The 22,525-nt window shown below is 65.4% G+C and carries 23 protein-coding genes; 12 read left to right on the top strand and 11 right to left on the bottom strand.

The window, feature by feature from the left end; all coding sequences use genetic code 11:
• Nucleotides 1-14 precede the first annotated feature (14 nt).
• The 3 genes from FS388_RS05470 to proC all read left to right on the top strand — a co-directional run bounded on the left by FS388_RS05470 (nucleotide 15) and on the right by proC (nucleotide 2,885).
• Complete coding sequence (locus FS388_RS05470) at nucleotides 15-1,100, top strand: Ppx/GppA family phosphatase (RefSeq protein WP_146340429.1); 1,086 nt, start codon at nucleotides 15-17, stop codon at nucleotides 1,098-1,100.
• Nucleotides 1,100-1,915 carry a sugar phosphate isomerase/epimerase gene (locus FS388_RS05465; RefSeq protein ID WP_146340427.1) on the top strand — a complete coding sequence of 272 codons (816 nt, stop codon included), beginning with the start codon at nucleotides 1,100-1,102 and terminating at the stop codon, nucleotides 1,913-1,915. The genes FS388_RS05470 and FS388_RS05465 overlap by 1 nt, the downstream gene beginning before the upstream one ends.
• Before the next feature lie 130 nt (nucleotides 1,916-2,045).
• Entirely contained in the window at nucleotides 2,046-2,885 is an 840-nt protein-coding gene (proC, locus tag FS388_RS05460) for a pyrroline-5-carboxylate reductase (RefSeq protein ID WP_146340425.1), read from the top strand.
• Here the strand turns inward: proC and FS388_RS05455 are convergent.
• The 8 genes from FS388_RS05455 to ectA all read right to left on the bottom strand — a co-directional run bounded on the left by FS388_RS05455 (nucleotide 2,866) and on the right by ectA (nucleotide 9,129).
• Nucleotides 2,866-3,111, bottom strand: coding sequence for a glutaredoxin family protein (locus FS388_RS05455; protein WP_246836311.1), 246 nt, complete (start codon nucleotides 3,109-3,111; stop codon nucleotides 2,866-2,868). The genes proC and FS388_RS05455 overlap by 20 nt on opposite strands.
• Before the next feature lie 84 nt (nucleotides 3,112-3,195).
• Nucleotides 3,196-3,294 carry a 30S ribosomal protein bS22 gene (locus tag FS388_RS05450; RefSeq protein ID WP_081652675.1) on the bottom strand — a complete coding sequence of 33 codons (99 nt, stop codon included), beginning with the start codon at nucleotides 3,292-3,294 and terminating at the stop codon, nucleotides 3,196-3,198.
• A gap of 111 nt (nucleotides 3,295-3,405) precedes the next feature.
• Nucleotides 3,406-4,509 (bottom strand): acetoin utilization protein AcuC, encoded by a 1,104-nt coding sequence (locus tag FS388_RS05445; RefSeq protein WP_146341891.1) that lies wholly within the window; start codon nucleotides 4,507-4,509, stop codon nucleotides 3,406-3,408.
• A 105-nt stretch (nucleotides 4,510-4,614) separates the two neighbouring features.
• Nucleotides 4,615-5,253 (bottom strand): TrkA family potassium uptake protein, encoded by a 639-nt coding sequence (locus FS388_RS05440; protein WP_146341889.1) that lies wholly within the window; start codon nucleotides 5,251-5,253, stop codon nucleotides 4,615-4,617.
• A 25-nt stretch (nucleotides 5,254-5,278) separates the two neighbouring features.
• The gene (locus tag FS388_RS05435) at nucleotides 5,279-6,643 is read right to left on the bottom strand and encodes a TrkH family potassium uptake protein (protein ID WP_246836310.1); all 1,365 of its coding nucleotides are present in this window, start codon (nucleotides 6,641-6,643) and stop codon (nucleotides 5,279-5,281) included.
• An 81-nt stretch (nucleotides 6,644-6,724) separates the two neighbouring features.
• The gene (locus tag FS388_RS05430; protein WP_146340421.1) at nucleotides 6,725-7,117 is read right to left on the bottom strand and encodes an ectoine synthase; all 393 of its coding nucleotides are present in this window, start codon (nucleotides 7,115-7,117) and stop codon (nucleotides 6,725-6,727) included.
• A gap of 113 nt (nucleotides 7,118-7,230) precedes the next feature.
• On the bottom strand, nucleotides 7,231-8,517 hold the full coding sequence (ectB, locus tag FS388_RS05425; RefSeq protein WP_146340419.1) for a diaminobutyrate--2-oxoglutarate transaminase: 1,287 nt from the start codon (nucleotides 8,515-8,517) through the stop codon (nucleotides 7,231-7,233).
• Between the two features lie 81 nt (nucleotides 8,518-8,598).
• Nucleotides 8,599-9,129, bottom strand: a complete 531-nt coding sequence (gene ectA, locus FS388_RS05420; protein ID WP_146340417.1) for a diaminobutyrate acetyltransferase — start codon at nucleotides 9,127-9,129, stop codon at nucleotides 8,599-8,601.
• 206 nt (nucleotides 9,130-9,335) lie between these two features.
• On the opposite strand from ectA, the gene FS388_RS05415 reads away from it, so the two are divergent.
• Together FS388_RS05415 and FS388_RS05410 are read left to right on the top strand one after the other, a co-directional pair.
• Nucleotides 9,336-9,554, top strand: coding sequence for a CsbD family protein (locus tag FS388_RS05415; protein ID WP_146340415.1), 219 nt, complete (start codon nucleotides 9,336-9,338; stop codon nucleotides 9,552-9,554).
• 94 nt (nucleotides 9,555-9,648) lie between these two features.
• Nucleotides 9,649-11,025, top strand: a complete 1,377-nt coding sequence (locus FS388_RS05410; RefSeq protein ID WP_146341888.1) for a uracil-xanthine permease family protein — start codon at nucleotides 9,649-9,651, stop codon at nucleotides 11,023-11,025.
• A gap of 33 nt (nucleotides 11,026-11,058) precedes the next feature.
• On the opposite strand, the gene FS388_RS05405 is transcribed toward FS388_RS05410, so the two are convergent.
• Complete coding sequence (locus FS388_RS05405) at nucleotides 11,059-12,576, bottom strand: amidase (RefSeq protein WP_146340413.1); 1,518 nt, start codon at nucleotides 12,574-12,576, stop codon at nucleotides 11,059-11,061.
• 60 nt (nucleotides 12,577-12,636) lie between these two features.
• Here FS388_RS05405 and FS388_RS05400 point away from each other — a divergent pair, with 60 nt between their 5' ends.
• The 4 genes from FS388_RS05400 to FS388_RS05385 all read left to right on the top strand — a co-directional run bounded on the left by FS388_RS05400 (nucleotide 12,637) and on the right by FS388_RS05385 (nucleotide 16,651).
• Nucleotides 12,637-12,963, top strand: coding sequence for a rhodanese-like domain-containing protein (locus tag FS388_RS05400; protein ID WP_146340411.1), 327 nt, complete (start codon nucleotides 12,637-12,639; stop codon nucleotides 12,961-12,963).
• Nucleotides 12,964-12,980: 17 nt separating this feature from the next.
• Nucleotides 12,981-13,913, top strand: coding sequence for a prephenate dehydratase (pheA, locus tag FS388_RS05395; RefSeq protein WP_146340409.1), 933 nt, complete (start codon nucleotides 12,981-12,983; stop codon nucleotides 13,911-13,913).
• 92 nt (nucleotides 13,914-14,005) lie between these two features.
• Complete coding sequence (locus FS388_RS05390) at nucleotides 14,006-15,577, top strand: DUF4041 domain-containing protein (protein WP_146340407.1); 1,572 nt, start codon at nucleotides 14,006-14,008, stop codon at nucleotides 15,575-15,577.
• 147 nt (nucleotides 15,578-15,724) lie between these two features.
• Complete coding sequence (locus FS388_RS05385) at nucleotides 15,725-16,651, top strand: diacylglycerol kinase family protein (RefSeq protein ID WP_146340405.1); 927 nt, start codon at nucleotides 15,725-15,727, stop codon at nucleotides 16,649-16,651.
• A gap of 22 nt (nucleotides 16,652-16,673) precedes the next feature.
• Here FS388_RS05385 and FS388_RS05380 read toward each other — a convergent pair whose 3' ends face one another.
• Nucleotides 16,674-17,333: a potassium channel family protein gene (locus FS388_RS05380; RefSeq protein ID WP_168198605.1), complete on the bottom strand. Its 660-nt coding sequence runs from the start codon at nucleotides 17,331-17,333 to the stop codon at nucleotides 16,674-16,676.
• Between the two features lie 190 nt (nucleotides 17,334-17,523).
• Here FS388_RS05380 and serS point away from each other — a divergent pair, with 190 nt between their 5' ends.
• Nucleotides 17,524-18,813 carry a serine--tRNA ligase gene (gene serS, locus FS388_RS05375; protein WP_146340401.1) on the top strand — a complete coding sequence of 430 codons (1,290 nt, stop codon included), beginning with the start codon at nucleotides 17,524-17,526 and terminating at the stop codon, nucleotides 18,811-18,813.
• Nucleotides 18,814-19,022: 209 nt separating this feature from the next.
• On the top strand, nucleotides 19,023-19,517 hold the full coding sequence (locus tag FS388_RS05370) for a Dps family protein (protein WP_146340399.1): 495 nt from the start codon (nucleotides 19,023-19,025) through the stop codon (nucleotides 19,515-19,517).
• A gap of 37 nt (nucleotides 19,518-19,554) precedes the next feature.
• On the opposite strand, the gene FS388_RS05365 is transcribed toward FS388_RS05370, so the two are convergent.
• The gene (locus FS388_RS05365; protein ID WP_168198604.1) at nucleotides 19,555-20,613 is read right to left on the bottom strand and encodes a LacI family DNA-binding transcriptional regulator; all 1,059 of its coding nucleotides are present in this window, start codon (nucleotides 20,611-20,613) and stop codon (nucleotides 19,555-19,557) included.
• 590 nt (nucleotides 20,614-21,203) lie between these two features.
• Between FS388_RS05365 and FS388_RS05360 the strand changes: the two genes are divergently transcribed.
• Entirely contained in the window at nucleotides 21,204-22,520 is a 1,317-nt protein-coding gene (locus tag FS388_RS05360; protein ID WP_146340395.1) for an extracellular solute-binding protein, read from the top strand.
• The last annotated feature ends 5 nt before the right edge of the window (nucleotides 22,521-22,525 follow it).

The following is a 22,525-nucleotide window of genomic DNA, read 5'->3' as shown; positions in this document are numbered from 1 at the left end:
GACGCAGGAGATTCATGCGACTGGGTGTGCTCGACATCGGATCGAACACCGTCCATCTGGCTCTGGTCGACGCGCACATCGGCGCGAAGCCTGAGCCGTTCGCCTCGCACAAGCGGCCGCTGTCGCTCGTGCAGCATCTGGACGCGGACGGGGCCATTACGGAGCACGGGCAGGATCAGCTCCTCAGCTTCATCAATGACGCCATGAGGTTCGCCACCCGTCACCGGGCGGAGGATCTGCTGGCCTTCTGCACCTCTGCCATCAGAGAGTCGGCCAACGGCGAGCAGGTGCTTCAGCGGGTCCAGGCGGAGACCGACATTGAGCTCACCGAGCTCACCGGCGCGCAGGAGTCTGCTATGACGTTCTTCGCGGTGCGCCGCTGGCACGGGTGGTCAGCCGGGCACATCCTGAATTTCGACATCGGGGGCGGCTCGCTGGAGATCGCCTACGGGCAGGATGAGCTGCCCTCCACCGCGCTGAGCGTGCCGCTGGGTGCGGCGAGGCTGACCCGCGAATGGCTCCCTGAGGAGCTGCAGGAGGGCGGTCGGCTGAGCGACCAGGCGCCGTCGAAGGCACAGGTGAAGGAGCTGCGCGCCTTCGCCGCCGAGGAGGTGAGGGCCGCGCGCCGTGAGTTCCCGCAGAACCTGGAGATCCCGACGACGCCGAAGACGATGGTCACCGCGACCTCCAAGACGTTCCGCTCCCTGGCGCGCCTGACCGGGTCGGCCCCGTCTGAGGATGGGCCGTATGTCCCTCGGACGCTGAAGCACAAGGATCTGAAGGCGCTGGTGAAGAAGCTCGGGGAGCTTCCCGCCACGGAGCGCGCTCAGCTTCCCGGCGTCTCAGAGACGAGGGCGCCCCAGGTGCTCGCCGGTGCGATTGCGGCGGAGGCTGCGATGAAGGCTTTTGGGGCCGAGGAGATGACGATCTGCCCCTGGGCGCTGCGCGAGGGCCTGATCCTGCGTCGATTGGATGCGCTGTCCCGCTCCAACGGCGTGTCCCTGCCGTCCGCCCCCGGTGTGGGCCACGTCGACCTGGCCCGTGAGCTGCGCAGGCCCAATCACAAGGACGTCCGGCAGATCACCGTGGAGCACGCCTGATGAGTGGGCCCCGCTCTCGCATTCCCGTGGCGCTGTCCACCTCATCGATGTATCCGCTGCGTCTTGATGCGACGTTCGCCATAGCGCAGGACCTGGGCTACGACGGCATCGAGGTGATGGTCACCCACCGCGCTGAGACCCAGCAGGCATCCATGATCAACGAGGCTGTTCAGCGCTTCGGGCTGCCTGTGATGGCCATCCACGCCCCGACCCTGCTGCTGACCCAGCAGGTCTGGGGCACCGCGGACGAGAAGCTGTGGAAGTCTGCCCAGCTGGCCGCGGAGGTCGGAGCCTCCGCCGTCGTCGCCCACCCCCCGTTCCGGTGGCAGGGCGCTTACGCGGTGCGCTTCCCGGAGCTGGTCGATGAGATCGAGGCGGAGACCGGCATCATGTTCGCCGTGGAGAACATGTACCCCTGGCGTGCCCGGGGGCGCGAGGCGAAGATGTATCTGCCCCACTGGAACCCGGTGGCCTACGGCTACAAGCACGTCACGTGGGACTTCTCGCACGCGGCCACGGCCGAGGACGACTCCTACGAGGCGGTGAAGGCTCTGGGCTCTCGCCTGCGCCACGTTCACCTGACAGACGGCTGGTCCAACGGCTTCAAGGACGACCACCTCGTGCCGGGGCTCGGAGAGCAGCGGGTGGCCGAATCGATGGAGCTGATCGGTCAGCCGGACTTCGGCGGCTCAGGGTTCGACGGTGTGGTCGCGGTGGAAGTGTCCACTCGCAGCGCCAAGCAGGTGGGGGAGCGGGAGCGCATGCTCGCCGACTCCCTGCGCTTCGCCCGCTACCACCTCGGCCAAGAGGACTAGAGCTTTACTCCCACTCGGGGAAATAACTGGGAGTAGTGGACGAGATAGAAGATCTGGCGCTCCGCATCAGCATCCTCATGCGCGATATCGAACTCTGACTCGCCGCCGAATCCGCTCTAGGGTGGGGGGCATGAGTTCTGTGAAGATTGCGATGCTGGGGCTGGGCTCCATGAACGGGGCCATCCTGGCCGGACTGCTCGGATCCGGAGTCCCACCCGAGAACGTGACCGTCACCAATCGGTCCGAAGCCTCCGCCCAGCGATCCCGAGACGAGTACGGGGTCACCGCGCTGGCCGAGGAGAGTGCCCCCGGGGCCAATCTGGAGGCTGTGGCGGAAGCGGACGTCGTCTTCCTGGGGGTCAAGCCCCACCAGATCACCGACCTCTGCACTGAGATCAGAGAGGCGGTCCGTCCCGACGCTGCGGTGGTCTCGGTGGCCGCGGCTGTCACCCTGGACATGATGCAGAGCGCCCTGCGGCAGAACCAGCCGGCCATCCGCACCATGCCCAACACACCGCTGTCCGTAGGCGCGGGCGTGGTCGGACTGGCACCAGGGGACCACGCCACCCAGGAGCAGGCGGAAACGGTCGCGGAGCTCCTCTCAGCGGCCGGCCGCGTGCACATCCTCGACGAGCCGCAGATCGACGCCCTCACCGGCGTCGCCGGTTCGGGCCCGGCCTACGCCTTCTACCTCGCCGAGCACATGGCCGCCGCAGGCGTCGAAATGGGACTGGACCCGGACCTCGCCGCGGCCCTCGCCGCCCAGACGCTCTACGGCGCCGGCACGATGCTCGTCGAGAACCTCGGTGCCCTCGACGCCGCTCAGCTGCGACGCAACGTCACCAGCCCCAACGGCACCACCGAGCAGGCCATTCGCACCTTCGACGAGGCCGACATGGGGCACACCATCCGCGCCGGAGCCAAAGCCTCATCCGAACGTGCGGCTGAGATCAGCCAGTCGCTTCGCTGAGCATCCGACGCAGCCGGGCGGCGTCGAAGCGCCAAAAATCGCGGGGCACCCCGTCGATTCGCAGCACCGGGATCTCCTCCGCGAACTGCTCCGCCAGCACGGGGTCCTGCGAAATGTCCGACGTTCGGTGCTCCAGCCCGAACTCGGCGCACACCTCAGCGGTCACAGCGACGGCGTCCGCGCACAAGTGGCAGCCCGGCTTCACCAGAACCTCAACGTCAGTCACAAGCACATCCTCTCAGCCGAATCCCTCGGCACACAGCAGGGCCCCGGACTCTCAATGAGAATCCGGGGCCCTGCGTGAAGCTCACTACTTCTTGTTGCGTCGCTGGTGACGCGTCTTGCGCAGACGTTTGCGGTGCTTCTTCTTCGCCATGCGCTTGCGGCGCTTCTTAATCACTGAACCCATAGGGCGACAATCCTTGTCTATAGGGGGATAAGGCCAAAATGGTCTCGAAGTAGTTTACAGACCGCATCACATCACACGAAACTAGCGCGCGTCGTCGGGAGTTCGGCCTGTTCAGTCGTAGTGCGGGTCGAGGCCCCAGAACGGGAAGATCTCCTTGCGCGTCTGGATCACGGCGCGGTCTGCGTCATCCTCCGGGTCATAGCCTTCGCTCCAGCTGCGGAAGACCGGATCGACGCCGTCGCCCATTGTCTGCGGAGCAGCGGTCCCCCGGCTCTCGACTTCAGCCTGCCACGCCGAGGGGGTGGGCGCTTCAGGCGGCAGGGGATCTCCGGCGACGATGGCCGTCAGGTGCGCCCACGTGCGAGGAACCACGTCGAATACGGCGTAGCCCCCGCCGCCCGTGGCGATCCAGCGCCCGCCGCAGTGCCGGTCCGCCAGCTCCCCAACGGCCAGAGCGAGCTGCCGCTGCCCCTCGATGCTCATCTGCAGGTCGCTCAGCGGATCACGCGCATGCGCGTCAGCGCCGTGCTGAGAAATGATGACCTCAGGGGCGAAGGCTTCCAAGAGGGCCGGCACCGTCGCGTCGAAGGCGCGGAGGAAGCCCGCATCCCCCGTCTCTTCAGGAAGGGACACGTTGACGCTGGTTCCGGCCGCATCCCCGGAACCGGTCTCGTTCGGGTACCCGGAGAACGGGAACAGGTTCGCCCCCGACTGGTGCAGCGAGATGGTCATCACGCGAGGGTCGTCATAGAAGATCTGCTGGGTTCCGTCCCCATGGTGGGCATCGAGGTCGATGCAGGCCACACGGCTGATCCCTCCGTCCAGCAGAATTCTGACAGCGAGCGCCACGTCGTTGTAGACGCAGAACCCTCCGGCCGAGCCGGCCTGAGCGTGGTGCATGCCCCCGGCGAAGTTCACGCCGCGCGTGATGCTCCCGGATGCGACCTGCCCGGCAAGCGCCGCAGTTCCGCCGGCGATGAGGGCTGCTCCGGTGTGCATCGCCTCGAAGACGGGGTTGTCCTCCGTGCCCAGACCGTGCGCCCTCGAGCCCGCCCCGTCCCGCCCTGCTGCCTCGACAGCTGCGAGGTACGCCTCGGTGTGGATCGTGCGCAGCTGATCCGTGCTGGCAGGGGCGGGCGCAATGGTGGTGACCTTCTCGAGCAGTCCCAGCTCCGCGCACAGACGCTCTGTGAGCTCCAGGCGTGCCGGGTCCATGGGGTGCCGATCCCCGAACCGGAACTCCAGCAGCGCAGGATCCCACACCAGGGCGGCTGGAGGGGAGAGAGGCGGCCGGTTCACATGGCCAAGCCTATGCCAGCCTCACACGTGGTCAGCGAAGTACTCCAGTTTGCTGACGTCCCCGGACACGACGATCGTGTCCCCGGCTGAGACCAGAGTGTCAGGCTGGGCGTAGACAAAGTCCTCACCCGGAGACTTCACACCCACGACGTTCACGCCCAATCGCTTGCGCGGCTGAGTCTGGTCGATGGTCTTGCCGTGGAGGATCTTCGGCGGACGCATCTTCACGATCGCGAAGTCATCGTCGAACTTGATGAAGTCGAGCATCTGTCCCGAGACCAGGTGCGCCGCACGGACGCCGGCGTCGTGCTCGGGGTAGATGACATGGTGGCATCCGATGCGGGTCAGGATCTTGCCGTGGGTGGGGTTGATGGCCTTCGCCCACACCTGCTTCACCCCGATGTCCACGAGGTTCGCGGCAATCAGGACTGACGATTCGATCGATGTGCCGACCCCCACCACGGCGGAGTCGAACTCGTGGGCGCCCAGCTGCTTCAGCGCCTCCATGTCGGTGGCGTCGGCCTGAACCGTGTGGGTGAAGATGTCGGCGAACTTCTGGACCAGCCGCCCGTCGCTGTCCACGGCGAGGACTTCCTTGTCCTGGGAGACCAGCTGCTCGCCCAGGGCGATGCCGAAGCGGCCCAGGCCGACCACCAGGATCGGCTTATTCGGGGTGCGTCGTTCTCTAGCCAATGATCGGCCGTCCTTCCGGGTAGCGGTAGCGGATGCGGCTCTGCCGCAGGGTCAGGGCCGCAGCGAAGGTCATAATGCCGACGCGTCCGGCGAACATCAGGCCGGCCAGGACATAGAGCCCTGCCGGAGGCAGCTCCTCACTGAGACCGGAGGTCAGGCCGACGGTGGCGAACGCAGAGATCGCTTCGAAGAGGGGGCGCTCCAGCTCCTCGCCGGTGAGGATGATCAGCGCCATGGTGGCGATGAGGACGAAGGTGGCGCCCATGGCGACCACGCTGACGGCCACGCGCACCGCCTGTGCAGGGATGGTCCGTCCGTGCGCGGTCGACTCTCCGCGGCCGCGGGCCTCAGCCAGGAACGCCAGGAAGATCACCGCGAACGTGGTCACCTTGATGCCGCCGGCGGTGGAGGCTGAGCCCCCTCCGACGAACATCAGCGCGCTGGTCATGAGCATCGTCTCGGAGTGCTCCATGACGTTCTCGACCACGGAGAAGCCGCCTGAGCGCATCATGACGGAGGCGAACAGGGAGCTTTGGAGCTTCTCGCCCGTCGTCATCTCTCCGATGGTGTCCGTATGGTTCCACTCCAAGGCGGCGTAGCCCACGGCTCCCAGCACCATGAGCAGCGTCGTCACCTCCATGGTGAGGCGGGCGTGGAGGCCCCATCGCCTGATGTGCCAGCGGAATCGCCACAGCACCAGCAGCACGGGGAACCCCAACGAGCCGAGGAACACGCCGATCATGATGACCCAGAGCACCAGCGGATCGTTCACGGCGCCCTGGAGGCCTTCGGGGTGAACGACGAAGCCGGCGTTGTTGAACGCGGACACGGCGTAGAAGACGCCGTGCCACAGGCCGTCGAGGACGTCGTTCTCCACCACCATCAGGCGGGGCACCAGGACCGCTGCGAGGGCGGCCTCAACCACCAGGGAGCAGATGACGACGGTGCGGATCAGCGAGCCGACCTCGCCCAGCGCACCGGTGGACATCCCCTGCTCAGCGACGAGGCGGGTGCGAAGCCCCAGATGGTGCGTCACAGAGAGGGCGACCAGCGACGCGAGCGTCAGGATGCCCAGCCCACCGATCTGGATGCCGATGAGAATGACGATCTGGCCCGCCGGAGACCAGTGCTCGGCGGTGTTGACGGAGGTGAGTCCGGTGACGGTGACCGCTGAGGTGGCCGTGAACAGAGCATCGTGGAAGGCGGGCGCGCGGCCGTTGGCGGTGGACCAGGGTGCCATCAGGAGAGCGGTGAAGATCATGATCACCGCCGCAAAGATCAGCAGGGCGGTGCGAGGCGGCGAGGACTTGGCCACCCGGCTGACCAGCTGCTTGATTACCTCCCAGGCGTGGAGCACGAGACCTACTGTAGACACGCTTTGGGCCCGGCCGCACAGCGGACGGGCCCAAAGGTTGAAGGTTGTGCCTGCGAGCGGTGCTCAGTCCTCTTCGACGATGAGGGGGTAGACGCCGTTCTCGTCGTGCACTTCACGGCCGGTCACCGGCGGGTTGAAGACGCAGACCATGCGCATCTCCTCCTCCACCGAGACGTGGTGCTTCTCGTGGCCGTCGAGCAGGTAGAGGAACCCGTCGGTGATCTCGTAGGTCTTGCCGGTCTCTTTGTCGGTCAGCGTGCCTTTGCCGCCGACGCAGTAGACGGCCTCGACGTGGTTGGCGTACCAGAAGTCGTTCTCGGTGCCTGCGCGCAGGGTGGTCTCGTGCAGGGAGAAGCCGACCTTCTCCTTGGCCAGGACCATACGGCGGGAGCGCCAGTTGGTCTCGTTGATGTCGCGGTCGGTGCCGTTGAGGTCATCGATGTGCAGGGTGTACATACACGCTCCTTGCGTTGAGGGGAACTGGTGGGACATGCCTGAGCCAGGCCGGCACAGGGCCAGCCTGGCACAGAGTCAGGCACAGTCCCTCACAGGGGACCTGAAGAGGGGCTTCAGTGGGGTGCGCGCAGGCGCGAAGGCTCACCCATCTGACCGGTGGCGGCCAGGACGGCCTCCTCCAGGATGGCCAGGCCCTTCTGAAGGTCCTCGTCCGGGATGTTGAGCGCCGGCATGAGCTTGACGACCTCATCCTGCGGACCGGAGGTCTCGACCAGCATGTTGCGCTTGTACGCCTCGGCTGCGACCTTGCCGGCCGTATCCGGGTCGGGGAAGCTGATGCCGGCGAGGAAGCCGCGTCCCTTGATGTAGGAGCCCTTCACGTGCTCGACGATCTTGGCCATGCCGGTGTGCAGAGCTTCGATCTTTCCGGCCAGCTCCTCCTGGAAGGTGCCGTCGGCCCAGAACAGCTCGAGGGCGCGCGCCGCTGTGACGAAGGCGAGGTTGTTGCCGCGGAAGGTGCCGTTGTGCTCACCGGGCTCCCAGACGTCCAGCTCGGGCTTGAACAGGGTGAGCGCCATAGCCAGGCCGTAGCCGGAGATCGACTTGGAGACGCAGACGATGTCGGGCTGGATGCCGGCCTCTTCGAAGGAGAAGAAGGTTCCCGTCCGCCCGCAGCCGGCCTGGACGTCGTCGACGATCAGCAGGATGCTGTGCTTCTTCAGCAGGTTGGACAGGGCCCTGAGCCACTCCATGCGTGCGGTGTTGAGGCCGCCCTCGCCCTGGACGGTCTCCACGATCACGGCAGCAGGCTTGTCCACGCCGGATCCCGAGTCCTCAAGGACCTTCTCCAGCCAGAGGAAGTCGGGGATGTCCCCGTCGAAGTAGTCGTCGTAGGGGATCTTGGAGCTGTTGGTCAGCGGGATGCCCGCACCCCGGCGCTTCATGGAGTTGCCGGTGACGGACAGGGCGCCCAGCGTCATGCCGTGGAAGGCGTTGGTGAACGACAGGATGTGCTGCCGACCGGTGACCTTGCGGGCCAGCTTCAGCGCGGCCTCCACGGTGTTGGTGCCTGTGGGGCCCGGGAACATGACCTTGTAGTCCAGGTTCCTGGGCTCCAGGATGATGCGCTCGAAGGTTTCGAGGAAGCGCCGCTTGGCGGGGGACTTCATGTCCATGGAGTGGGTGACGCCTGAGTTGGCCACATACTCCACGACGAGGTCGCGGAGCTCAGGGTGGTTGTGTCCGTAGTTCAGTGCGCCGGCGCCGGAGAAGAAGTCGAGGTACTTGGTGCCGTTCTCAGACCACTGGTAGGGGCCCTCTGCCTTTTCGAAGACAGCGGGCCAGCTCATGCAGTAGCTGCGCACCTGGGATTCGCGGGTGTCAAAGATGTCTGTAGCCATGCTTCTTTCCTGGTTGCCTAACGTGTTGAGAACAGAGAAACAGATGAGGACGTCACAGTGTGGGACGAGCCGGGGACTCGATCAGGAGCCCGGTGCCTGCAGCGGCTCCACGGTGTAGAGGTCCTCGTCGGCGTGCTCCTCGCCGGTCTCGCCCGAGCTGGGAAAGAGGTCTGCGGTGAACAGGGGGTTTCTGGACATCTCGGTGCCGTGGGCGCGTGCCAGGGCGGCGAAGAGGGCCTGTGAGGCCTCGTTGTCCATGGTGATGGTCGTCTCGAGCCGTGACGCTCCTGCGGCCGTGACGCGGTCGACAAGGTCGAAGAGCATCTTCTTGGCCAGGCCGCGGCCCCGGAAGCGGGAGTCCACGGCGACCTGCCAGATGAACAGCGTGCTGGGGTCCGAAGGTTTGCGGAAGCCGGTGATGAAGCCTGCCGGCTCCCCCTCGACCTCAGCGATCACGGACGTCTCGGCGAAGTCCCTCGCCCACAGCAGATAGGCGTAGGGGGTATTGGTGTCAAGCACTCCGGTGCCCTCTGCAAGGCGCCACAGGTCTGCCCCGTCAGCCACCGTGGGTGACCGCAGGATGATCAGCTCATTGCTCTGTTGGTCGCTCATCGCTCCAAGATTAGTAAGACCTGTGGCCGATTCCAATAGCCTGACTCAAAAGCTTGAAAAGTGGAGCCCATTTTTGGTAGAGGAGCCGCCTTGTCTGGACGGATGCCCATAGCTTGCCCTGAAAGTCCTTGAGCCTGCTGACATGGTGTCCGTCGCTCCGTAGCGTGGGGGGCAACAGGTCGTCGACACAGAGAGGAGGCCCAAGGATGGGACTCGAAGGAAAAGCAGACGCCAACAAGGACAAGGCCGCCGGAAGCGTCACGGAGGGCGTCGGCAAGCTCACCGGCGACGAGCGCGCCGAGGCTGACGGCAAGGCCCAGAAGACTCAGGGCAAGGGCAAGGAGGCCGCTGAGTCGGTCAAAGAGGCCGCCGGAGATGCGCGCGACAGCGCCAAAGGCTTCGTCGACGGTCTGAAGAAGGACTGACCCGGCGCAGAGCTCACGCTGAGAAGGGCCGGAGAGGACGCAGCTCCTCTCCGGCCCTTCCTGTGCCTGGGGGCGGATAGAATCGTCGCCCGTGATGAAGAGCTTTGTTCCCGGCTTCGGCTGGAAGATCCACGGTGACGGCAGAACCATCAGGCCCGGAGACGTGGTCGCGCCTGAGGAGCGGCTGAGCTGGCTGCAGACCACCGGCGTCGGGATGCAGCACGTGGTCGCCATGTTCGGCGCGACCTTCCTCGTCCCGGTGATCACCGGGTTCCCACCCTCGACAACCCTGCTCTTCTCGGGGATCGGGACGCTGCTGTTCCTGATCGTCACCGCCGGGCGCGTGCCCAGCTATCTCGGCTCCTCCTTCGCCTTCCTGGCGCCCGTCGGGGCCGCCAGCGCCCAGTACGGGATGTCGGGGGCCCTCGGCGGGATCCTGATGACCGGCCTGGGACTGTTCCTCGTCGGGCTCATCGTGCACTTCGCCGGGCCCACGTGGATCCAGAAGCTGATGCCGCCTGTGGTCACCGGCTCCATCGTCGCGCTCATCGGTCTGAACCTGGCCCCTGCGGCCTGGGGAAACGTGCAGGAGGGGCCGGTGACGGCGACCGTGACCATCGTGGCGATGCTGGTGGCGGGAGTGCTCTTCCGGGGCATGCTCGGCCGGCTGTCCATCCTGCTGGGAGTCGTGGTCGGCTATGCGGTCGCCGTGGTCCGCGGGGAGGTGGACTTCTCCGAGATCACCCAGGCGGGGTGGGTCGGGCTTCCCGACTTCACCGCACCCAGCTTCCACATCGGAGTGCTGGCGCTGTTCATCCCGGTGGTGCTGGTGCTCGTCGCCGAGAACGTCGGCCACGTGAAGTCGGTGGCTCTGATGACCAAGCGGGACCTGGACCCGGTGACCGGACGGGCCCTGATGGCCGACGGTGCTGCGACGATGCTGGCCGGCTCCGGCGGAGGCTCAGGCACCACCACCTACGCGGAGAACATCGGTGTGATGGCCTCCTCCAAGGTCTACTCCACTGCCGCCTACTGGGTGGCCGGAGTCTTCGCCATCCTGCTGGCCCTGGTGCCTAAGTTCGGTGCGCTGGTCAACACAGTCCCGGACGGAGTGCTCGGCGGTGCCGGAACGGTTCTCTACGGCATGATCGGGATCCTCGGCGTGCGGATCTGGGTCCAGAACAACGTCGACTTCTCCAACCCGATCAACCTTGCGGTGGCGGGTGTCCCGCTGATCGTCGCGATCGCCGACTACACGATGGTGTTCGGCGAGATCGTCTTCACCGGCATCGCTCTGGGCTCAGTGGCCGCCCTGGTCATCCACCACGGCATGAGCGCCATTGCGCGGTGGCGCGGCACGGACGCCGGATTCGAGGATGCTGAGGCCGACTTCGCCACCCCCGTCAACCAGGCCGATGCTGAGCACCTGGAGTCGGGCGGGCGCTGGGACGACGACACCTCCGGGCGGTGAGGCTGCCCGGCGCGGTCGCTCGTGCCCGGTCTCTCAGGGCTGCATCAGCGTGGCGGCCAGGGCCAGCAGGTGCTCCTCGGTCCGGGGTCTGCCGATCAGCTGGACGCTCCAGCTCAGCCCTGAGTCGTCGGTGAGCATGGGCACGCTCACGGCAGGAAGCCCCAGGACGTTGATGATGGCCGTGTACGGCGTGAAGCGGCACTGCTCTGCCCCATTGTCCTCCGGTGACATGCTGTCGAACCATCCCACCTCGGGCGGCGCGTAGGCGAGCACGGGCGTCATGATGAGGTCGTGGTGGCCGAAGATGCTCTCCGCGGTGTCGGCCGCCTGCTGAAGGCGTCCCTCAGCCGCATTGTTCTCTGCTTCGGGGCGCGCTTCCGCTGCCTCCAGGTAGTAGCGGGTGAGGGCTTCCATCTGGTCCCGCTGGGCATCGTCGAAGTTGGCGCGGGCCAGCCGTGAGGTCCACAGGGTGGTGAAGTCGTGGAAGAAGCCTTCTGGCCACATGCGCTGCGCTCCCTGCGCGGGAGCGGTCCCGTGGACGCTGTGCCCCCGGTTCAGCAGCCGAGCCACGGCCTCCTCCAGCGCTGCCGTCGCCTCCTCCGCGAGGGTGATGTCCAGCTCGGGGGAGAAGGGCGATTCGGTGGTGACCCCGACGCTCAGCGGCGGCAGCCCATGCCGCTCAGCATGATGGATTGCGCGTGACGCCGGGCCGTACGCCAAGTCAGCCCCGTCGACCCCGCACCCTGAGGTGACGCTGAACGGATTCCCCGCCATCGCGTCGAAGAGCAGTGCGGCGTCCTGAGGAATGGTGGCCAGCGGGCCGTTGACTCCCAGGTTCGCGGCGGAGTGGGCCTGGCGGTCATCGGGCAGACGGCCGCGGCCCGGCTTCAGGCCGACGAGCCCGCAGGCTGCGGCCGGTATCCGGATGGATCCGCCTCCGTCGCTTCCGGGCGCGAAGGGGAGGATGCCTGCGGCCACCGCGGCGGCGGCACCGCCGGAGGAGCCTCCGGCGGTGCGTGCGGGAGCCAGCGGGTTGCGGGCGGGTGAGCCGACCTGGTTCTCGGAGTAGCAGTGCAGCGCGAACTCAGGCACCTGGGTCTTGCCCATGCTCACCGAGCCGGCAGCGTGGGTGCGCCGCACCACAGGCTCGTCCCGTGCCGGAATGTCTGCGGCAAGTGCCAGGGTGCCCCGGGTGCGAGGCAGGCCCCCGACTCGGCTGACGTCCTTGAAGGCAAGCGGCAGGCCCAGCAGGGGGGCCCTGGTCGAGAGTTCGCTCATGGAGCCGCTGCGTCGGACCATCTCCACCACTTCGTCGAGCTGGTCAGCTTTGGCCAGGGCGTACTCGGGATCCACCGAGAGGAACGCGCCCAGTTCGGTGAGGGTGGCGGCCGCGGTCAGGGCGGTGCCGGCCAGTTCGACTGCGGTCACGTCGCCGTTCAGGATGGCGGCACGCCACTGATCGGCCGTGGAGGCGCGGAAGTCGGCACGGGTGCGGTCCGTGGTGTGCTCAGCCGAAGGGACGGGGTGCGGGGAGCTGGGCGTGAGGACCATGTGCTCACTCTATGCAGAAGGCAGTGCGCTCGGCAGAGGCGGGAGGCTATCGTGACGTCCATGAGCGATGTGGAGACTGTGCCAGCCGTGGAGGTGCCGGACGAGGCCCGGCTGCTGGATGTTCGCGAGGCCTACGAGTTCCGTGCCGGCCGGGCGCCGGGGGCCCTGCACATGCCGGTCGAGGAGGTTCCGGAACGGTTTGAGGCGGAGCTGGACCCGGATGAGGACTACTTCGTCATCTGCCGCACGGGAGGCCGCAGCATCCAGATGGCCGGCTGGCTGACCCAGCAGGGGTACTCGGTGCTTTTTGTCGCAGGAGGGTACGACGCCTGGGTCACGTCCGGCCGGGCGCTGGAGAGCGACGACGGCCAGCCCCGGATCCTCTGACGGTAGGCTTTGGCTCTGTGACCGGCACACTGCGCTACTCGTTCCTCGGCCCGGAGGGCACGTTCACTGAGGCCGCCCTGACCCAGATGCCCGGTGCTGACCGTGCTCAGCGCGTTCCGGCCTCCAGCGTTCTGGCCGCCCTGAGCATGGTGGACGAGGGGGACGCCGAGGGGGCTGTGGTCCCGATCGAGAACTCTGTGGAGGGCGGGGTGACCGCCACCCTGGATGCCGTCTCGGTCACCCACCGTCTTCAGATCACCGCAGAGACCCTGGTGCCCATCACGTTTGTGCTGGCCAGCGCCCAGCCCATGGAGCTGTCCGAGGTCACCTCCGTGGCAACCCACTCCCACGCGTGGGCGCAGGTGCGCTCGTGGGCGCAGAACGTGCTGCCCCGGGTGCAGTACATACCGGCGCCGTCGACGGCCGCCGGCGCCCACAGTCTTCGGACGTCCGCGCCGATGGCAGACGCGGCCATCTGTGCGCCACTCGTGGCGGAGCAGCTGGGGCTCCACGTCATCGCTTCCGGCATCGAGGACTTTCCGGGCGCGGTCACCCGATTCGTCCTCGTCACCAAGCCTGGTCAGGTCCCCTCCATGACGGGCGCCGACAAGACCACCGTGACCATCCCTCTGCCCGAGGACCGCGCTGGGGCCCTGATGGAGCTGCTGGAGCACTTCGCCACCCGGGGCGTCAACATCTGTCGCATCGAGTCTCGCCCCACCGGCAGCGCCATGGGCGACTACTTCTTCTCCATGGACCTCGAGGGCCACATCCACGAGCCGCGCGTTGCTGACGCGCTCGCCGGAATCCACCGGGTCTCGCCGGCTGTGCGCTTCCTGGGCTCGTACCCGCGAGCGGACCGCAAGGCCCAGCATGTGAGGCCGGAAGTCTCGGAGGAGGCTTTCGACGCAGCGACGCAGTGGGTGGCCTCACTGACCCGGCGCACCTGACGGCCCAAAGCATCAAGCAGCGCGGACATATTCATGTCATGCCTGATCAGTAAGCTTATTCTACTGTTCGCATGACTTGAGGGAGTTCGCAAATGTCCGAATCCGGATCGGCCTTAGTTTCCGAGGAGAGAACTCCGCAACCGGACGGTTCCCTCGGAACTGGGATCTTCGTCAGCGTCATCATCGCGTTGATTCTCAGCATTGTTCCTTTCGTCGCTGTGCTGCTGATCCCCCCGGTTCTCGTATACGTCTTCTTCATGCGGCGGCGTGCGACCTCGTTGTGGAGACAGCAGGGTCGCCTGACTCAGGAGCGAGACCAGGTCACTGCTGATGCCCGGAAGTTATGGGATGAGAACCATTTCCTGCGCCAGGAAGCGCAGCGACTTGGTGTCATGGACGACCTGTCACGCGGAGAGCATCGGAACGCGCTGGAGAAAGAAATCGCGCGGGTTGAGACCGAGCTCAAGGCTCGGCGTGATGAAGGTGAGAGAAAAGTGGCACAGGTCGAGGCTGAGCTTAGGTCTGGACGTGAGGCGGGCGAGGCGCAGCAGCAAAACTATGCGGAACTGGTGCGCAAAGAACAGGCACGCCTGGAACAGGTGCGTGAAGACATCGTCGACCTCAGAGACATGGCAGACCTGAACGACTACGGGCTCTATAACTTCGAGAACCCTGCAGATGACTCCGTGAGGTACAAAGATGAACTGCAAACAAGACAGGCGGAGATCAGGGAAATGGTCCGGCAGAAGACCGCCGCGACAGGCAGTACGTCTATGACCTTGGACGGCAACCTCAAGAAGGGCCAGAAGATGGTCGGGGACATGACTAAGCTCCTTCTCCGGGCCTTCAACGCGGAAGCGGAGAACTCGGTCAAAACGGTCAAAGCCGGCCACCTCAACGCCGCTATCAAGCGCCTTGAAAAATCCGCCCAGCAAGTCGAGCGGCTCGGTAAGTCCATGGCTATCACCATCAGCAGCCGTTATCTCTTCCTGCGAGAGGAAGAGCTGAGACTCACTCATGCTCATCTCGAGGCAGTCAAAGCCGCTAAGGAGGAAGAGAAGGAAGCTCGCGCGCGAGTCAGGGAAGAGGCCAAAGCGCAGAAGGAATTTCTGGCGCTCAAGGCGAAACAGGAAAAGGAAGTGGAGCATCGCAGAATCGTCCTCGCTCAGCTCCAGGCCCAAGGTGATGTTGAAGAGGCGTCCAAGGCTGCGGCTGCGCTTTCGCACGCCGAAGCTGAACTGGAAGATGTCGAATCGACGATGGCAAACACGCGTGCCGGCTACGTTTATGTGGCTTCAAACCGAGGTGCTTTCGGTTCCGAGGTGGTGAAGATCGGGATGACTCGTCGTCTCAACCCCGAAGAGCGGCTCAAAGAACTCTCAGACGCGTCGGTTCCCTTCAACTTCGATAAGCACACGGTGATCTTCTCGGAGGATGCCTGGGGTCTTGAGAGCGCTCTGCACAGACACTTTGCAGATCGACGCGTGAACCTGATCAATATGCGCCGAGAGTACTTCTATGCCACACCCTCAGAGGTGAAAGACGCGCTTCTTCAACATGACGTGCAGGTGCTCGAATATCACGAGGAAGCAGAAGCACCGGAATTCTTGGCCAGCCAGAAGATGCGTGAAGAGCGCACTGCGGAGTGTGCCGTCCAGGCATGAGGCCGGCGGGAGTGGCGAATAACGCCAACTACCCAGAGAACGCGGCGTCGATTTGAAATCAGGTCTCGGCAGACGACGACCCGCACAGGTGAGTAGATGGGCCTGCGCCACCCGAAGTGACGCGTGCTCGTGGATAGACTCGGGAGCATGACGCTGGTCGGAGCTGTGCTCAATGTGACGAAGGAGCAGGCTCCTGAGGCGGTGCGCCTCATCGAGTTCGCCTGCTGCGAGGCCGGGATGGAGACCCCGCTGGTGATGGCCTCCACCGCGGAGGATCCGGGGCATGTGATGACCCGGCGAGCACTGGATGCTGGCTGCGACGTCGTGCTGGCTGTGGGCGGCGATGGGACCGTTCGTGCCGTCGCAGCGGAGCTGACGGGAACCTCGACGCCGATGGGCGTGGTGCCGATGGGCACCGGCAACCTCTTTGCGCGGAACATCGGCCTTCCCCACGATGACCTGCTCATATGCGTCCACGAGGCCATCCACGGAACCCCCCACTGGGTGGACACCCTGCAGCTGGAGCTCAGACGCCCCGACGGTCCCATCGACGAAGAGATCTCGCTGGTGATCGCCGGCGGAGGTTTGGATGCCGAAGTGATGGCCGATACGCGCGAGGTCCTCAAAGCGCGCGCTGGGTGGCTCGCCTACGGAGAATCGGGGCTGCGGCACGCGGCCGGCGATCGTAAGAATGTGCGCGTGGAGCTCGAGGGCGGGGAGACCGCTCAGATGCGCGTGCGCTCGGTGCTGCTGGCCAACTGCGGGACCCTCCAGGGCGGGGTGCAGCTCATCCCGACCGCCCTGTTCGACGACGGACAGATGGACATCGTGCTCCTCTCGCCCCGCAACCCCTTGGATTGGGCCCGGATCGTCGCGAAGACGGTGCTGCGATGGGGTGAGGACATCCCGGTGATGACGGTGAAGCAGTCGCCGAGCTGCACGGTGGAGATGGATGAGCCGCTGATGTTCCAGATCGACGGCGACGCCGTGGGCGACGTCATCGGCGTCAAGGCGCGAGTTTCCCCTTCATCGCTGAAGGTCAACGGCGTGAGCCGCGCAGTCACCGACGCGTAGGCGTCTCAGCGTTCGCGGCCCCCTAGCGACGCTTCTCTTCAGCTGTCACTTCAATCTTCTCGACGAACCAGGTGGCCAGCGTCGCTGTCACGGTCCCCAGCAGCCCGAGGCCGCACAGCATGAGGCCGACCGCGATGGCGCGACCGAACCCGGTCACCGGGTAATAGTCGCCGTAGCCGACTGTGGTGATCGTGACCACCGACCACCACAGTGCATCCCCGTAGCTGGTGATGTTGGCGCCCGGATCGTTCTGCTCCGCATCGAGAATGGCCAGTGAAGCCGTGAAGACCAGCACCCCGGCGACGAAGGCGGTGGAAATCGTGACCTTCTCCCTCAGTGCGGCCCCCGCATAGCGGCTGAACACCGAAATGACCGTGACCAGGCGCAGAAGGCGCAGCGGCCGCAGGACCGGGAGAATGACGATGGCCAGTTCGTGAATGTGGGTGAAGAACCACCGTCGAGTGTGGGGCACCAGGATCAGCGACACGATGTAGTCGATCGCGAAAAGAACCCACACGGCGTTCATCAGCCAAAAAGGCCAATCGACATGCGACTCGCGCAGATTTCCGATGACCACGTAGCCGTACACGCCGACGAACACCAGGGCGACCCCCACCATGGGCCACTCGGTTGCTCTCGTCCACCGCTCGTAGGCGGCCCTGTTGTTCCACAATGACCGCATCAGGTGATTCCCTCCCTCGCTTTGGACCGTGAGGGTCACGACGCGCTTCTCACCATATCGAATCAAACGCCCCTCCGACCGACGCCTGAGGAGCGCAAGGACGGCGATCAGTACGTCTCCACGGACCTTTCTTCGCGTGACGACGCTCAGCCTGCTGAGGTGCCGAACGGCGTCGATTAGGCTGGAGTCTGTGATCGACATCAAGGACCTCATTGAGAACCCGGAGCACTACAAGGCCTCGCAGCGTGCGCGGGGCGCATCTGAGGCGGCGGTCGATCAGCTGATCGCCGCACACGAGACTCGGTCCGCGGCGATCACCCGCTTCGAGTCGCTGCGTGCCGAGCAGAAGGCCAACGGCAAGAAGGTCGCCCAAGCGCAGGGCGAGGAGAAGCAGCAGCTTCTTCAGGCCGTGAAGCAGCTCAGCCAAGACGTGAAGACTGCCGAAGCCGAATCCGCGCACGCGCAGGACGAGCTGCGCAGCCTGCAGGCCTCCTTCCCGAACCTCATCCACGAGGGCGTCCCCGCCGGCGGCGAGGATGACTTCGCGACGCTGCGCCACGAAGGATCACCGCGAGACTTCGCCGCCGAAGGCTTCGAGCCCAAAGATCACCTGGAGCTCGCCGAAGCTCTCGGCGCAGTGGATATGGAGCGCGGCGCCAAAGTCTCCGGCGCCCGCTTCTACTTCCTCAAAGGCATCGGTGCCCGCCTCGAGCTGGCCATCATGCAGATGGGGCTGGATCAGGCCCTGGAGGCAGACTTCACACCGATGATGACCCCCACCCTCGTCCGGCCCGACACCATGGCCGGCACCGGCTTCGACGTCGAGCACGACGATGAGATCTACCGCCTCGAACGCGACGACATGTATCTCGTCGGCACCTCTGAGGTCGCGCTCGCCGGCTACCACGCCGACGAGATTCTCGACCTCTCGGCCGGCCCCCAGCGCTACGCAGGGTGGTCCACCTGCTACCGGAGAGAAGCCGGCTCGCACGGCAAAGACACCCGCGGCATCATCCGGGTGCACCAGTTCAACAAGCTGGAGATGTTCGTCTACTGCTCCGCATCAGAGTCCAAGGCTGAGCACGAGCGGCTCCTCGCGTGGGAGGAGCAGATGCTGGCCAAGCTCGAGCTGCCCTACCGCGTGATCGATACCGCCGCCGGAGATCTGGGCCTCTCAGCCGCGCGCAAGTTCGACTGCGAGGCGTGGGTGCCCACGCAGGGCACCTACCGCGAGCTGACCTCGACCTCGGACACCACCACATTCCAGGCGCGACGGCTCAACATCCGCGAGAGAACGCTCAACGACGACGGCAGCAGAGGCCCCACAGCCCCGGTCGCGACCCTCAACGGGACGCTCGCCACCACCCGGTGGATCGTCGCCATCCTCGAGAACCACCAGCAGGCCGACGGCTCGGTGCGTGTGCCCGAGGCGCTTCGCCCCTACCTCGGCGGCCTCGAGCTCATCCAGGCCCCCCAGTAGCACTCCGGAGCCGACGCGAGTATCGGCCGAACGTTCGGCCAATACTCAGGCTGCACTCACCTTCGCTCGTTACGAAAGAGACATGAACTCCGAAAGCGCGCCCGGCAAGGACAGCCTCATCTTGCTGGCGCGACTTATTCTGAGTTTCTAAGATCTGAGTGTTGGCGTACGCCAGCACCTGACCCCTCTAAGCGAAGGAGCGGATGGATATGTCCGACAAACACGCAGACTACACAGTGCCCGGCGTCAGCCTGGAGAGCGGACGTGAGCTCGCGGGCCTTCTGCAGGCTCGCCTCCACGCTCTCAACGACCTCCAGCTTGCCCTCAAGCACGTTCACTGGAACGTCGTGGGCCCTAACTTCATCGCCGTCCACGAGATGATCGACCCTCAGGTCGAGAAGGTGCGCGGCTTCGCGGACGAGGTGGCAGAGCGCATCGCCACCCTGGGCTCCGCTCCCTCCGGCCTCTCCGGAGAGCTCGTGACCGAGCGTCACTGGGCCGACTACCCGCTGTTCAAGGCATCCGTCGAGGACCACCTGAAGGAGCTCGACAAGGTCTACACCGGCGTCATCGAGGACCACCGCGAGGTGATGGCCAAGGTCGGAGACACCGACATGATCACCGAGGACCTGCTCGTCGGCCAGATCAAGGACCTCGAGCTGTTCCAGTGGTTCATCCGCAGCCACGTCGAGAAGCTGGGCTGATCCGCAGCCGCCAGCACTGAACCCCGTGGGGCCCCGCTCAGTCCGCTGAGCGGGGCCCCACGGGCATGTGCGCGGGGGCGCCCGTCGTCTCTCTCACCACCAGCTGGGTCGCCAGCTGAACATGATGCGAATCCGGGCCCGCCCCCCGATGCATCTGGAGAAGCGTGCGCAGCGCAGTCCTCCCCATCTCTGAGATGGGCTGACGGATCGTGGTGAGCGCCGGAGCTGTCGGCATCGTGGCGTAGGTGTCGTCGAATCCCATGACCGAAAGATCCTCGGGCACGCGCAGCCCCCGGACGCGAGCGGCCTCCAGCACGCCCTGCGCAGAGCGGTCTGATCCGCAGAAGATCGCAGTCGGAGGCTCAGGCGCGTCCAGCAGCTGCGATCCCATCTGTACCCCATCTTCGAAGTCGAACTGCCTCTCGAGGATCATCGACGGGTCGGCGTCCAAGCCGCAGCCGCGCAGAGCACTCAAGAACCCGTGAAGGCGCTCGCTCCAGGCGGGTGATCGGTGATGGCCCCCCGCGAAGCCGAAGTGCGTATGCCCCAGCTCTATCAGATGCCCCGCAGCCTGGACGCCTCCCGTGAAGTTTGCTCCCCCGATGGAGATCAGCCCGTCGTCCAGGGGGTCCACCGGGTCCACGGCCACCACTGCAATCCCCAGAGACTCCAGGCGTCGCCGCTGCTCGGGCGACATCTCCGCCGTCACCAGGATGACGCCCGCTCGGCCCCGTCGCACCGCATGCTCGCACCAGCGCTGAGACAGAGGCGCGCTGGACGGTTCCCCGTGCGCATCGAGGCTGTCCACCAGAATCTCAACGCGCTCTGAGGCCGCTGCCGAAAGGATGCCGTCCAGCGCCTGCATCACATATGCGTTCAGCACTGTGTTCACGACGACGTGCACTTCGTGAAGAGTGTTGACGGTGCGCGGGCCCGTAGAAGGCACATAGCCCAGCTGCTCCAACGCAGCCTCCACCCGAGAGCGGGTGGCCGCTGCTACATCAGGACGATGGTTGAGCACCTTGGAGACCGTGGCCGTCGAGACGCCGCAGTGCCGCGCCACCTGCTCGAGGGTCGGGCGTGAGATCTGCGGCAACGGAGCCTCCGGCACTCATCGAAAATCTTTCGGCGCGACAGTCGTTGGACCGCGCTTTTCTTGTAGCTATTCTAAGCACGCAGCGAGCATCGGCCTCGAATGACCGGCGCTAGTGACGAAAAAATTTCGAGATACTTTCACCAGAAAGAGAGCTGCTCATGCAGAACCGAACGTAGGCCAATAGGCCCCAGCTCCGAGTGCGCGACCGTCGAGTTCGCCCTGTCAGCACCGAGGGTCGGTGAGCTTTCGCCGCTTCCGTGCGGTCAGTTCCGACATATCAGTCTGATGGTGCGCAATATTCGGCTGATCAGGCCGCCGGCGGAGCAGCTCTGGGGCTCTTTCGATCATGTCGATGCTCCCTCGTCAGCGGATTCTCAAGGATTCGGATGCTGTGGGAGGGGCATTGGACAAACGCAGCGAGGCCCCGGGAATCCGGGAACGCTGACTATGTGACAGCTGTCACTGTGCTCCTTGACACAACCTGTGCGCGCTATTTAGTCTCTCCGTAAGACGAAATGTGGGTCAGATCACCTCGACGGTCAGCCGGACGGTTGAGGGGACCTGCAGGTTGATCCGAAAGGACGTACGCAATGGCGCGTCATCTCACACTCAAAGCTGGAATCGCCGGACTCTCGGCCGCGTCACTGGTGGCCCTGACGGCCTGCGGCGGTGACAACGGAAACGGCGACGGCGCCGGCGACGGTGAAGGCGGCGGCGACGCTTCCGCATGGGTCCTCACCGGCGGCGGCTGGCCGCAGATCGAAGACGACTTCGAGCGCTGGAACGACGAGAACCCTGAGCAGGCCATCAGCGTCGAAGCCTACGAGAACGACGCCTACAAGGAGCAGATCCGTACGGCAGTCGGCGCAGGCGAAGCGCCCACCCTCATCATGAGCTGGACCGGTGGTGCTCTGCTCGAATACGTGGAGGCCGACCGAGTCGCTCCTCTGACCGACCAGACCGGAGACCTCGAAGACCGCGTCTACGAGGCGATCTGGCAGAACGGCGTCGTCGACGACGAGACTTACGCTGTGCCGCTCAACGACGTGCAGCCCGTCGTCATGTACTACAACCAGGAGGTCTTCGACGAAGTCGGCCTGGACGTCCCCGAGACCTGGTCCGACGTCGAAGAGTCCATCGAGGTCTTCAACGACAACGACATCGCTCCCTTCTCCCTTGCCGGCGGCTCTGTCTGGCCAGCGCTGATGTGGCTGCAGTACCTCACAGACCGTCACGGCGGTGAGGAACAGTTCACCGGAGTGATCGAAGACGGCGACTCCTGGAACAACGAATCCATTCTCTTCGCACTCGAGACCATCCAGGAGCTCGGCGAGAACGGCGGATTCGTCGACACCTACAACGGCGTCTCCGCCGCTCAGAACGAGGACGCCCAGCTGCTGGCCGACGGTCAGGCCGCCATGCTGCTCCAGGGATCCTGGGTCTACGCGACCATCAACATGGACTTCCCCGAGTTCGCAGACTCCGGCAACTTCGGCTTCACCACCTTCCCTGAGCTGGAGGACGGCGAGGGCGACCCGAGCAACCTGGTCGGAAACCCGGCGAACTACTGGTCGGTCTCCGCTGACGCTCCCGAAGCGGACCAGCAGGACGCCATCGACTACATCAGTGAGCACCTCTACAACGATGAGGCCGTTGACGCCATGCTCGAGGCCGGCTCGCTGCCGCCGCTGAACGACGTGAGCGACCGCATCGAAGGCACCGAGGCCGAGGACTTCCTCACCTTCGCCGACGAGCAGGTCGAAAACGCCAACCACTTCCAGCTGTCCTGGGACCAGGCCGTGATGCCAGAGCACGAGCAGGTCCTCATGGACAACCTCTCCGAGATCCTCTCCGGAAACATCACTCCGGAAGAGTTCGCGGAGAACATGGACAACGCAACCAACTGACACGG

It is taken from the genome of Nesterenkonia sp. NBAIMH1, from assembly GCF_007922635.1.
GTDB lineage: Bacteria > Actinomycetota > Actinomycetes > Actinomycetales > Micrococcaceae > Nesterenkonia > Nesterenkonia pannonica.
The sequence above is the reverse complement of the archived record's forward strand: the minus strand, read 5'-3'. Positions and strand labels throughout refer to the sequence as shown.